Here is an 11733-nt window from a genome sequence, read left to right on the forward strand (position 1 = left end):
CGTGGGGATGTCCCCCACGTAACGTGTCCCCCAAGCGACCTGGAAAGCGAGGCAGCAACAGATGCCCGAGCAGAGCAGCCCGCTCGAACTGGCCGAGGGCGATCCCTTCGGTCCGCACAACCTTCCGTACGGTGTCTTCTCCACCCCCGACCGCCCCGGCGAGCGGCGGGTCGGTGTCCGCATCGGCAACCACGTGCTGGACGCCGGGGCGGCCGCGCACGCGCTGGGCTCGCCCTACGCGCAACTGCTGGCCCAGACCGACCTGATGCCGCTGCTGGCCGCCGGCCGCACCGCCTGGAGAGATGTACGCCGCGCGCTGACCGCGTGGGTGACGGTCCCCGCCCACCGCGCCGACATCGAGCCGCTGCTGCACCCCGTCGAGTCGGTGACGCTCCACCTGCCCTACCGGGTCGCGGACTACGTGGACTTCTACGCCAGCGAGAACCACGCCACCAACGTCGGCCGCATCTTCCGCCCCGACGGCGACGCTCTCACCCCCAACTGGAAGCACCTGCCGATCGGTTACCACGGCCGGGCGGGCACGGTCGTGGTCTCGGGCACGGACGTGGTGCGTCCGGCGGGGCAGCGCAAGGCCCCCGCCGACCCGGCGCCGGTCTTCGGCCCGTCCGTGAAGCTGGACATCGAGGCCGAGGTCGGTTTCGTCGTCGGTGTCGGCTCGGAGCAGGGCCGGCCCGTCCCGCTGGCCGACTTCCGGGAGCACGTCTTCGGCCTGTCGCTGCTCAACGACTGGTCGGCGCGCGACATCCAGGCCTGGGAGTACGTCCCGCTGGGCCCGTTCCTCGGCAAGTCCTTCGCCACCTCCGTCTCGGCGTGGGTGACACCGCTGGAGGCCCTGGACGCCGCCCGGACCGCCCCGCCCGCCCGTGACTTCCCGCTGCTGCCCTACCTCGACGACGCGGACGAGGAGGAGCCCGGCGGCTTCGACCTCCGGCTCTCCGTCGCGATCAACGGGCAGGTCGTCGCGGAGCCGCCGTTCTCCACGATGTACTGGACGGCCGCCCAGCAGCTGGCGCAGATGACGGTGAACGGCGCCTCGCTGCGCAGCGGCGACCTGTACGGCTCCGGCACCATCAGCGGCGCCGAACCGGCCCAGCGCGGCTCCCTGCTCGAACTCACCTGGAACGGGCGCGATCCGCTCGAACTCCCGGAGGGCAAGCGGACGTTCCTGGAGGACGGGGACACGGTGACGCTGACGGCCTGGGCCCCGGGACCGGACGGCACCCGGGTCGGTCTCGGCGAGGTGACCGGCCGGATCGTGTCCGCGCCATGATGCCGCCGCAGCCCGCGCCGACGCTGCCCGAGGAGCTGATGCTGCTCGCGCTGGACCCGGTGCGCGGCAAACCGTTCTGCCGCGGCCGTTTCCTGGAGTACGCGATGGCCGGGGCGGCCCTGGCGGAGCTGGAGATCCAGGGGCGGATCACCGGCGGGGGCGGCCGCTTCCAGGTCGCCAATCCGCTGGACCCGCCGGACCCGGTGCTCGCAGGGGTGATGCGGAGCCTGCCGGCACCGGGCAAGGGCGGCCGGTTCTCCGGGGTGTCGGCCAAGGGCTGGGTCCGGCACGCCGGACGGCAGGTCGAAGGCATGTATCTGGACGCCCTGGTGGAGCGCGGCATCCTGCGCCGGGAGACCCACCGCTTCCTCGGGCTGCTCCCCTACCACCGCCACCCGGTGGCGGCGAAGGACCTGGCCGCGCAGGCCCGGCAGCAGTTCGTCCATGCCGAGATGGCGGGGTTCCCCGACCACCGCGGCCGGGCACTCGCCGCCCTCGTCTCGGCGGCGGGTCTCTCCCGCTTCGTCGGCACCGACCGCGGCAGCCGGAGCGCGATGCGCCGCCTGGTCCTCGATCAGTGGCCGGCCCACGCGGTGCTGCGCAACGTCCGCCAGGACAGGTCGAACCAGTCGGGCGGCGGCGGGTAGGACAGCGCCCGGTGACGGTCGCGACGGCCGGCGCCGGTGGCAGATCTTCCGCCACCGGCCCCGTCGCCGCAGGTCACAGCCCTCGCGCCGGCATCCCCAAGTGGCGCAACACTGTGGCAACACCAACTCCCGCACGGCGTCGGTATGGTCCACCGCATGCCAGCCGAACGCATCCGTGAGCACACCGTGCCGGTCGCCGCCGCCCGCCGGCGCCGACTGCGCGCGGACGGTGCCCGGCTCCTCGCCGACCTGCTGCGCCACCAGGTGCGCACGGGTGCGTTCCCGGGCGGTGTCCTGCCGTACGAGGACACCATCGGCACCGACTACCGCGTCTCGCGCAACACCGTCCGCCAGGCGCTCGACCTGCTGCGCGGCGAGGGGATCGTCGAACGGCAGCCGGGGGTCGGCACCGTCGTCGTCGGCGAGAAGTACCCGCACGCCGTGGACCGGCTCCAGGGGCTCGCCGAGACCCTGCACGAACACGGCCGGGTCACCAACGAGGTCCGTACCGTCGGACCGGTCCCCGCGCCCGCCCCCGTCGCCCGGCGGCTCGGCGTCGACGAGCACACCGACGTGCTCTACATCGAGCGCCGCCGGCTGCTGAACGGGCTGCCGCTCTCCCTCGACCTCACCTACGTCCCGATGGACCTCGGCGCCGGGCTGATCGGCGCCGACCTGGAGAACACCGACGTGTTCCGGCTGCTGGAGTCGCTGACCGGGCAGCCGCTGGGCAGCGCCGACATCACCCTGGAGGCCGTCAACGCCGACGCGCACTCCGCCGCCGTCCTGGAGACCCCGCGCGGCTCCGCAGTCCTGATGCTGGAGCGCCTCACCCATCTCGCCGACGGGCGCCCCGTCGACCTGGAGTTCATCCGCTTCCGCGGCGACCGCATCAGCATGAACGGCGTGCTGCACCGCGACTCCTGAACCCCTTCCCTTCCCTCCCCCTTTCCCTGGAGCCCCGCCATGCCTCTGGCGCCCCAGCGGGCCGACGTGCCCGTGACCATCGACGAGTCGAAGTGCATCGACGGCTGCACCCTCTGCGTCGACATGTGCCCGCTCGACTCCCTCGCCATCAACCCGGAGAGCGGCAAGGCCTTCATGCACGTCGACGAGTGCTGGTACTGCGGCCCGTGCGCCGCCCGGTGCCCCACCGACGCGGTGACCGTCAACATGCCCTACCTCCTGCGCTGAAAGGCCCGACTCCCATGCGACGCAAGGCATTCGGCGCACTGTCCGGCGCCGCGCTGCTCGTCACCCTCACCGCGGGCTGCGGCGGCGGGGCGAACGCGGACGACAGCGGCACGGTCACGGTGACCGTCGGCTACCAGTCCCGGACGATCAACACCGTCACGGCCGGCACCCTGCTGCGTTCCCTCGGCTACTTCGAGGACGAGCTGCGCAGCCGCGGGAAGCGGGACGGTGTGACGTACAGGGTGAAGTGGCAGGACTACGCCACCGGCGCCCCGATCACCGCGCAGATGACCGCGGGAAAGATCGACATCGGCTCGATGGGCGACTTCCCGCTGCTGATCAACGCGGCCCGCGGCACGCAGCTCGACCGCCCCACCCGGCTCGTCTCGGTCACCGGGTACAACCTGGCGGGCGGTCTCAACACCGTGGTCACCGCGCCGGACTCGAAGCTGGACTCGCTGACCGACCTGCGCGGCAGGAAGGTCTCCACGAGCGTCGGCTCGGCGGCCGACGGCACCCTCGTCCGCGCCCTCCAGCAGGCCGGTCTCGACCCGGAGAAGGACATCCGCAAGCTCAACCAGCAGCCGGCGGTGGGCGCTTCGGCACTCCAGGCGGGCAGCGCGGACGCCCTGTCGCAGTTCGTGGCGTGGCCCGGGCTGCTCGCCTTCCAGGGCCGGGCGAAGGCGCTGTACGACGGCGCCGAGCTGAAGCTGCCGACCTTCCACGGGGTCACGGTCCGCCAGGACTTCGCGAAGAAGCGGCCGGCGGTGGTGGAGGACTTCCTGCGCGCCCAGGGGCGGGCGACCGACTATCTGCACGAGCACCCGGTGGCGGCGTCCGAGTCGGTCGCGAAGGCCACCGGGCTGCCGGCCGAGGTCGTCCACCTCTACAACGGCGCCCAGGGCATCGCCACCTTCGACACCACGCTGAAGCCCGCCCTGATCGCGGCGCTGAAGAAGGACGTCCCGGTGCTGCGCTCGGCGAAGCTCGTCGGTGATGTCGACGTGGACGCGTTCGTCGACGACAGCTATGTGAAGCGGGTGTACGGCTCCGGCTACGCGAAGGCCCTGGCCGCGGGTCCGCCCGCCCGGCGCGGCGGCGAGGTGTGGCTGAAGGGGAAGGACACCACGACGGCGTTCGCCGGCTCCGCCGAACTGCTGCGGTACGTGGCCGCGCACCGCGACGCGGTCCGGGCGGCGTACGTCCCCGACGCGTCCACCGGCACCCTGTGGTTCGCGGACCGGGCGGTGTGGGTCGCCGACGGGGACGCGCTGCGCCCGTACGTCACCGGCTCGGCCGCCCGCGCCGACGTGAAGGCCCACCCGGGCGCCCGCACGGTCCCGTACGCCACCGCGCTGAGCCTGGCCCGGTCCGCGTCATGAGCGGCCGGTGGTCCCTCGTGCGCCGGGCGCTCTCGCTCGTCGCGGCGCTCGCCCTGTGGCAGGCGCTGACCTCCTACGACATCAACGTGTGGCTGCGCTTCGAGCAGTTCCCCACGGTGACGGAGGTGGCCCGCGCCTACGCGGACCGGATCACGGGCGACACGTACTGGCAGGACCTCACCGACAGCCTGACCAGGATCGTCACCGGGTTCACGCTGGCCGCCGTCCTCGGCGTCACCGTCGGCACGGCCGTCGCCCGCTCGCGGCTCGCCGCCGATCTGCTCGGCCCGGTCCTCGAAGTGCTGCGCCCCGTCCCGGCGATCGCGCTCGTCCCGGTCGCGATCCTGCTCTTCCCCAGCAACGAGCAGGGCATCGTCTTCATCACCTGCACCGCGGCGTTCTTCCCCGTCATGGTCTCCACCCGGCACGCGGTGCGGGCGCTCACACCGGTGTGGGAGGAGGCCGTGCTGACGATGGGCGGCGGACGGTGGCGGATCCTGTGGTCCGTCGTGCTGCCCGGCGCGCTCCCCGGCATCCTCGGCGGTCTGTCCGTCGGCATCGGGGTGTCGTGGATCTGCGTGATCTCCGCCGAGATGATCTCCGGCGAGTACGGGGTCGGTTACCGCACCTGGCAGGACTACACGGTCGTCGACTACCCGGGCGTCTTCGTCGGCATGGCCACCATCGGCCTGCTCGGCTGGCTGACCTCCACGGCCGTGGAACTGCTCGGCCGCAGGCTGACCCGCTGGCTGCCGCGTACGGAGAACCGCCCGGCCGCTCCGGTACGCCGCCGGCCCGCACCGGCGGCGGCCGCCGTCCTCCCGGCCCGTGCGGCACAGGAACAGGAACGGGTGCGCTCATGATCACCGAATCCCACGGCGTCCGGCTCACCCTGCGCGGCGCCACGCTCGGCCGGGCCGGGGTGCCCGTCCTGGACGGGGTCGACCTCGACGTCGTCCCCGGCGAGATCCTCACCGTCGTCGGCCCGTCCGGCTGCGGGAAGTCCACCCTGCTGCGCACCCTGGCCGGGCTGCTGCCCGCGCTCGGCGGCGAGGTGAGCCAGGACGGCGAGCCCGTCACCGCGCCCTGCGCCGAGCGGGCCCTCGTCTTCCAGGACGACGCGCTGCTGCCCTGGCGCACGGTCCGCGCCAACGTGGAACTGCCGCTCGCCATCCAAGGGGCGGGGCGCGGCGAACGCCGGGAACGGGCCGCGTCCTGGCTGGCCCGGGTCGGTCTGGAGGAGCACGCGGCGAAGCTCCCGCACCGGATCTCGGGCGGTCAGCGCCAGCGCGTCCAGCTGGCCCGGGCGCTGGCCGCCGGGCCGCGCGCGGTCCTGATGGACGAGCCGTTCGGCGCGCTGGACGCCCAGACCAGGGCCGGGATGCAGCAGCTGCTCGTCGATGTGCTGCGGGGCACCGGCGCCACGGTCGTGTTCGTCACGCACGACGTGGACGAGGCGCTGTTCCTCGGCGACCGCGTCGCGCTGCTCTCCACCGGACGGGTGCTGCCCGTGCCGCGCCCGCGCGAGCGCGCCGCCCACACCGATCCGGCGACGGTCGCGCTGCGCCGCGAGGTCCTGGAATCCCTCACCTCTTGAACTCCCCTCTCCCGAAAGGCCCTCCCGTGCAGATCCCCGCCCTCGCCGACGCCGAGGAACTCTCCTGCGACGTGCTGGTCGTCGGCGGCGGCACGGCCGGCACGATGGCGGCCCTCACCGCCGCCGAGCGCGGCGCCTCGGTCCTCCTCCTGGAGAAGGCGCACGTGCGTCACTCCGGCGCCCTCGCCATGGGCATGGACGGCGTGAACAACGCCGTGATCCCCGGCCGCGCCGAACCCGACGACTACGTCGCCGAGATCACCCGCGCCAACGACGGAATCGTCGACCAGTCCACCGTCCGGCAGACCGCGACGCGCGGCTTCGCGATGGTGCGGCGGCTGGAGTCGTACGGGGTGAAGTTCGAGAAGGACGAGCACGGCGAGTACGCGGTCCGCCAGGTCCACCGCTCCGGCTCGTACGTGCTGCCGATGCCCGAGGGCAAGGACGTGAAGAAGGTCCTCTACCGGCAGCTGCGCCGCCGCGAGATGCGCGAACGCATCCGGATCGAGAACCGCGTCATGCCCGTGCGCATCCTCACCGGCGACGACGGCCGGGCGATCGGCGCGGCCGGCTTCAACACCCGCACCGGGCAGTTCGTGACGGTCCGCGCGGGCGCCGTCATCCTCGCGACCGGCGCCTGCGGCCGCCTCGGCCTGCCCGCCTCCGGCTACCTCTACGGTACGTACGAGAACCCGACCAACGCGGGCGACGGCTATGCCATGGCGTACCACGCGGGCGCCGAACTGACCGGCATCGAGTGCTTCCAGATCAACCCGCTGATCAAGGACTACAACGGCCCGGCCTGCGCGTACGTCGCCAACCCCTTCGGCGGCTACCAGGTCAACCGGCACGGCGAACGCTTCGTGGACTCCGACTACTGGTCCGGGCAGATGATGGCCGAGTTCGCGGCGGAGGTCGCCTCCGACCGCGGGCCGGTCTACCTGAAGCTGAGCCACCTCCCGGAGGAGTCCGTCAGCGCGCTGGAGACGATCCTGCACTCCACCGAGCGGCCCACCCGCGGCACCTTCCACTCCGGACGCGGCCACGACTACCGCACCCATGACATCGAGATGCACATCTCCGAGATCGGCCTGTGCGGCGGCCACTCCGCCTCCGGCGTCCGCGTCGACGACCACGCCCGCACCACCGTGGACCGGCTCTACGCGGCGGGCGACCTGGCCTGCGTCCCGCACAACTACATGATCGGCGCGTTCGTCTTCGGCGATCTTGCGGGCGAGGACGCGGCCCGTTTCACGGCGTACGAGGGCGAGTTGCCGGCCGAGCAGCTGCGCGCGGCCCACGAGCTGGTCTACCGGCCGCTGCGCAACCCGGACGGGCCGCCGCAGCCGCAGGTCGAGTACAAGCTGCGCCGCTTCGTGAACGACTACGTGGCCCCGCCGAAGTCGGGCGCCCGGCTCGGGATCGCCCTGGAGTCCTTCGAGCGGATGCGCACGGACCTCGCGGAGATGGGTGCGAAGACCCCGCACGAGCTGATGCGGTGCGCGGAGGTGTCGTTCATCCGGGACTGCGCGGAGATGGCGGCACGCTCCTCGCTGGCCCGCACGGAGTCCCGCTGGGGCCTCTACCACGAGCGTACGGACCATCCGGAGCGGGACGACACGGACTGGTTCCACCACCTGGACCTGTACAAGTCTGCGTCCGGGGCGATGGAGTTCACCGCCCGCCCGGTGGCTCCCTACCTGGTCCCGGTGGAGGGCTTCGCCCCGGCCGGGGGGCCCGTGCGGCGGATCGGCGAGGTGGAGCCGGAGGGGGTGGGGACGGCGGGGGCGCGGGACGCGGCGCCGGTGTCCGGCTCCGCGCGCAGGGCCTCTCCCGCCGCGGGCGGTGTCGCCCCCTCCACCTCGCCGCGCATCCTGGAGCTGCTGGCCCTGGCCGAGGGCGAACCCGAACTGGCGGCCCTCGCCCCCTACCTGGCCGATCCCGACCCGGCCGTCCGCCGGGCCGCCGTCGCCGCGCTGACCGAGTCGACCCCGCCGGGCGCGGGCCCCGCCCTGGCGGGGGCGCTCGCCGATCCGGCCGTGGCCGTACGGGCGGCCGTCGCGGCGTCCCTGCGCGAACTGGTCGAGGTGCTGGAGCCCGCGCCCGCCCTGCGCACGCCCTTGGTCACCGCCCTCTCCTCGGCCGACCCGGTGGTCCGCGCCGCCGCCCTCGACACGTTGCGCGCGCTGCGGCTCGGGGACGCGGAGCTGTACGCCGGCACGCTGGACGACCCGGATCTCGATGTGCGGGTCGAGACGGTCCGGGCCCTGGTGTCCGTGGACGCGGTGGAAGGGCTGGTACGCGCGGCCGCCGACCCGGCCCGCGAGGTGCGGGTGGCGGTGGCGAAGGGGCTCGCCGCCGTCCGCTCCCCCGCCCCGGCCCCCCTCGACCCGCTGCTGGACGACCCGGACGCGCTGGTCCGGGCGGCGGCGCTGGCCGCGCTCGCGGGGACGGGGTGCCCGCCCTCGTACGCCGAGCGGGCGGTGGCCGCGCTGACCGACCCGGCCTGGCGGGTACGCGCGGGCGCGGCGACGGCCCTGTCCTCGGCGGACCCGGACCGGGCGGTCACCCCGCTGGCCGAGGCGCTCGACGACCCGAACGCCGATGTCCGCAAGGCGGCGGTGCTGGCACTGCTGCGTCACCCGGGCGACTCGGCGGCGCGGAAGGCCCTGGCGGGGGCGGTCACGGATGCGGACGCGGATGTGCGGGCGTATGCGGGGCGGGGGGTGGGGGTCAACGGCGCGTGACTCGTTCACACGTTCAGGCAGGCCCGAGCCGGTTCCGTGCGGATACGCTGGACGGACCCGCCAGACTCCGGCCCATGGGAGCACTGATGAGCGTCGAACCCGAGGCCCCCGAGCCGCGGTGGGTGGTTCCGCCCGTGGGCGGCTGGACCGCCGATGACCTGGACACACTCCCGAATCTGCCTCCGCACACGGAGCTGATCGACGGGAGCTTGGTTTTCGTGAGTCCGCAGACCGTTTTCCACGAGCGCGCGATCGACTACCTGAAATGGCAGTTGCAGTCGCTGGCACCGCTCGATCTGGAGGTCTTCCGGGAATTCACCATCGACGTCGACTTCCAGAACCGGCCCGAACCCGATGTGGTCGTCGTCCGCGGCGACGCGGTCGAGAGTCTGCGGCAGACCCGGTTCCCCGCGAGCAGCGTGCTGCTCGCGATCGAGGTCGTGTCCGACGAGTCCGTCACCCGTGACCGGGAGACCAAGCCCGTGAAGTACGCACGGGCGAGGATCCCGCACTACTGGCGGGTGGAGAACCAGGACGGCCGTGCGGTCGTCTACGTCTTCGAGCTGGAGCCGGCGACCGGGGCCTACACCTCCACCGGCATCTTCCACGACCGGATGAAGGTCTCTGCGCCCTTCCCCGTCGATCTCGACCTCACCGCGATCGTCTCGCGCCGCCGGGCGGCGGACCCGCAGTAGATCCGCCGTACCCCCGCCCCAGCCTCACTCGTACTCCGGCGGTTCCTCGTCCCAGCCGAACTCCGGGTCGGCTGCCGGGGCTGCGGCCGGGGTTGTCACCCGGGCCGGGGCGGCAGGGGCCGAGGCGGGGGCCGCCTCCGGGGCCGCGGGTGCCGCTTCGTCCGGGAGACCGGCCAGCACCTCCAGCACGCCCTCCCCGTACGTCGCCAGCTTCTTCTCGCCCAGTCCGCTGATCCCGCCCAGCTCGCCGAGCGACGACGGGCGCAGGGTCGCGATCTCGCGCAGCGTCGCGTCGTGGAAGATCACATACGCGGGCAGGCCCAGCTCCTTGGCCTGGGCGCCGCGCCAGGCGCGCAGGGCCTCGAAGACCGGGAGTGCCTCCGGCGGGAGTTCGGCGACGGCCGCCGAGGACTTCGCCTTCCGCTCGCCCTTCGAGGAGGAGCGGGACGACGTGGGCTTCTTCGGCTCCTTGCGCAGCAGCACCTCGCGCTCCCGGCCGAGCACGGTGCCGCTCTCCTCCGTGAGCACCAGCGTGCCGTACTCGCCCTCCACGGCGATCAGGCCCTGGGCCAGCAGCTGCCGGACCACGCCCCGCCATTCCGCCTCGGCCAGCTCCTCACCGATGCCGAACACCGAGAGCTGGTCGTGGTCGAACTGGATGACCTTCGCCGTCTTGCGGCCCAGCAGGATGTCGATGACCTGGCCGGCGCCGAACTTCTGCCCGCGCTCCCGCTTCAGCCGGACCACCGTCGACAGCAGCTTCTGGGAGACCACCGTGCCGTCCCAGGTCTCGGGCGGGGTCAGACAGGTGTCGCAGTTGCCGCAGGCGGCGGTGACGGGGTCCTGGCCGAAGTACGTCAGCAGCTGGGCCCGGCGGCATTCGACGGTCTCGCACAGCGCCAGCATGGAGTCCAGGTGGGCGGCGGCCCGGCGGCGGAACGCCTCGTCGCCCTCGCCGCCCTGGATGAGCTTGCGCTGCTGGACGACGTCCTGGAGTCCGTACGCCATCCAGGCCGTGGACGGGGCTCCGTCACGCCCGGCGCGGCCCGTCTCCTGGTAGTAGCCCTCGACGGACTTCGGCAGGTCGAGGTGGGCGACGAAGCGGACGTCCGGCTTGTCGATGCCCATGCCGAAGGCGATCGTCGCGACGACGACGAGCCCCTCCTCGCGCAGGAAGCGGGACTGGTGGACCGCGCGCGTGCCCGCGTCGAGACCCGCGTGGTACGGGACGGCCTCGATGCCGTTGCGGCAGAGGTACTCGGCGGTCTTCTCCGTGGAGTTGCGCGAGAGGCAGTAGACGATGCCCGCGTCGCCGGCGTGCTCCTCCTGGAGGAAGGTCAGCAGCTGCTTCTTCGGGTCGGACTTCCCCACGATGCGGTACTGGATGTTGGGCCGGTCGAAGCTGGCCACGAAGTGCCTGGCGTCGGGCATGCCCAGGCGCTGGGTGATCTCGCGGTGCGTGGCATCGGTCGCCGTGGCCGTCAGGGCGATGCGCGGGACGTCGGGCCAGCGCTCGCCCAGCACGGACAGGGCCAGGTAGTCGGGGCGGAAGTCGTGGCCCCACTGGGCGACGCAGTGCGCCTCGTCGATCGCGAAGACGGAGATCTCGCCCCGGGAGAGCAGCCCGAGCGTGGAGTCCAGGCGCAGCCGCTCCGGGGCCAGGTAGAGCAGGTCCAGCTCGCCGGCCACGAACTGGGCCTCCATCGAGCGGCGCTCGTCGAAGTCCTGCGTGGAGTTGATGAACCCGGCCCGCACGCCGAGCGCGCGCAGCGCGTCGACCTGGTCCTGCATCAGGGCGATCAGCGGGGAGATCACGATGCCCGTGCCCCGTCTGACCAGGGACGGGATCTGGTAGCAGAGGGACTTCCCGCCACCGGTCGGCATGAGCACGACGGCGTCGCCGCCCGCCACCACATGGTCGACGACCGCTTCCTGCTCGCCGCGGAACGTCTCGTACCCGAAGACCCGGTGCAGCGTCTGCCGCGCATCGCTCTCGGTCACGTCCGTGGTCATGTCCGTCACACCTGTCCCGCCCGTCATGCTCATCGCTCTGTTCCCCCGACGACTGGTCCCGTTCTGTCCCCGTGCTCTCCCCTGCCACGATAGGCGCCGCCTACGACAACGCCGGACGGGCTTGACTTCCAAGCCCGTCCGGCGCTGTCGATGCGGTGGTGCGTCCG

General features: G+C 72.9%; 10 protein-coding genes. 9 read left to right on the forward strand and 1 reads right to left on the reverse strand.

The window, feature by feature from the left end; translation table 11 throughout:
- The first annotated feature begins 61 nt into the window (after positions 1-61).
- From fahA to OG521_16465, 9 genes are all read left to right on the forward strand, one after another.
- On the forward strand, positions 62-1291 hold the full coding sequence (gene fahA / locus OG521_16425; GenBank protein WUW22298.1) for a fumarylacetoacetase: 1230 nt from the start codon (positions 62-64) through the stop codon (positions 1289-1291).
- Complete coding sequence (locus OG521_16430) at positions 1288-1938, forward strand: GPP34 family phosphoprotein (protein ID WUW22299.1); 651 nt, start codon at positions 1288-1290, stop codon at positions 1936-1938. The genes fahA and OG521_16430 overlap by 4 nt, the downstream gene beginning before the upstream one ends.
- A 156-nt stretch (positions 1939-2094) precedes the next feature.
- On the forward strand, positions 2095-2865 hold the full coding sequence (locus OG521_16435) for a GntR family transcriptional regulator (GenBank protein WUW22300.1): 771 nt from the start codon (positions 2095-2097) through the stop codon (positions 2863-2865).
- 39 nt (positions 2866-2904) lie between these two features.
- Positions 2905-3132 (forward strand): ferredoxin family protein, encoded by a 228-nt coding sequence (locus OG521_16440; GenBank protein WUW22301.1) that lies wholly within the window; start codon positions 2905-2907, stop codon positions 3130-3132.
- 14 nt (positions 3133-3146) lie between these two features.
- Entirely contained in the window at positions 3147-4514 is a 1368-nt protein-coding gene (locus tag OG521_16445) for an ABC transporter substrate-binding protein (GenBank protein WUW22302.1), read from the forward strand.
- Positions 4511-5377, forward strand: coding sequence for an ABC transporter permease (locus OG521_16450; protein ID WUW22303.1), 867 nt, complete (start codon positions 4511-4513; stop codon positions 5375-5377). The genes OG521_16445 and OG521_16450 overlap by 4 nt, the downstream gene beginning before the upstream one ends.
- Complete coding sequence (locus tag OG521_16455) at positions 5374-6111, forward strand: ABC transporter ATP-binding protein (protein ID WUW22304.1); 738 nt, start codon at positions 5374-5376, stop codon at positions 6109-6111. Before OG521_16450 ends, OG521_16455 begins: the two co-directional genes overlap by 4 nt.
- A 26-nt stretch (positions 6112-6137) precedes the next feature.
- Positions 6138-8858 (forward strand): fumarate reductase/succinate dehydrogenase flavoprotein subunit, encoded by a 2721-nt coding sequence (locus OG521_16460; protein ID WUW22305.1) that lies wholly within the window; start codon positions 6138-6140, stop codon positions 8856-8858.
- An 86-nt stretch (positions 8859-8944) separates the two neighbouring features.
- Positions 8945-9553 (forward strand): Uma2 family endonuclease, encoded by a 609-nt coding sequence (locus tag OG521_16465; GenBank protein WUW22306.1) that lies wholly within the window; start codon positions 8945-8947, stop codon positions 9551-9553.
- A gap of 24 nt (positions 9554-9577) precedes the next feature.
- Here OG521_16465 and recQ read toward each other — a convergent pair whose 3' ends face one another.
- Entirely contained in the window at positions 9578-11566 is a 1989-nt protein-coding gene (gene recQ, locus OG521_16470; GenBank protein WUW22307.1) for a DNA helicase RecQ, read from the reverse strand.
- Positions 11567-11733: the final 167 nt, after the last annotated feature.

This window comes from Streptomyces sp. NBC_01463 (genome assembly GCA_036227345.1).
GTDB lineage: Bacteria > Actinomycetota > Actinomycetes > Streptomycetales > Streptomycetaceae > Streptomyces.

What these genes read in the sequence shown, in the direction of transcription:
- fahA (WUW22298.1), top strand. Translation starts at nt 62, where the DNA reads ATGCCCGAGCAGAGCAGCCCGCTCGAACTGGCCGAGGGCGATCCCTTC.
- OG521_16430 (WUW22299.1), top strand. Translation starts at nt 1,288, where the DNA reads ATGATGCCGCCGCAGCCCGCGCCGACGCTGCCCGAGGAGCTGATGCTG.
- OG521_16435 (WUW22300.1), top strand. Translation starts at nt 2,095, where the DNA reads ATGCCAGCCGAACGCATCCGTGAGCACACCGTGCCGGTCGCCGCCGCC.
- OG521_16440 (WUW22301.1), top strand. Translation starts at nt 2,905, where the DNA reads ATGCCTCTGGCGCCCCAGCGGGCCGACGTGCCCGTGACCATCGACGAG.
- OG521_16445 (WUW22302.1), top strand. Translation starts at nt 3,147, where the DNA reads ATGCGACGCAAGGCATTCGGCGCACTGTCCGGCGCCGCGCTGCTCGTC.
- OG521_16450 (WUW22303.1), top strand. Translation starts at nt 4,511, where the DNA reads ATGAGCGGCCGGTGGTCCCTCGTGCGCCGGGCGCTCTCGCTCGTCGCG.
- OG521_16455 (WUW22304.1), top strand. Translation starts at nt 5,374, where the DNA reads ATGATCACCGAATCCCACGGCGTCCGGCTCACCCTGCGCGGCGCCACG.
- OG521_16465 (WUW22306.1), top strand. Translation starts at nt 8,945, where the DNA reads ATGAGCGTCGAACCCGAGGCCCCCGAGCCGCGGTGGGTGGTTCCGCCC.
- recQ (WUW22307.1), bottom strand. Translation starts at nt 11,566, where the DNA reads ATGACCACGGACGTGACCGAGAGCGATGCGCGGCAGACGCTGCACCGG.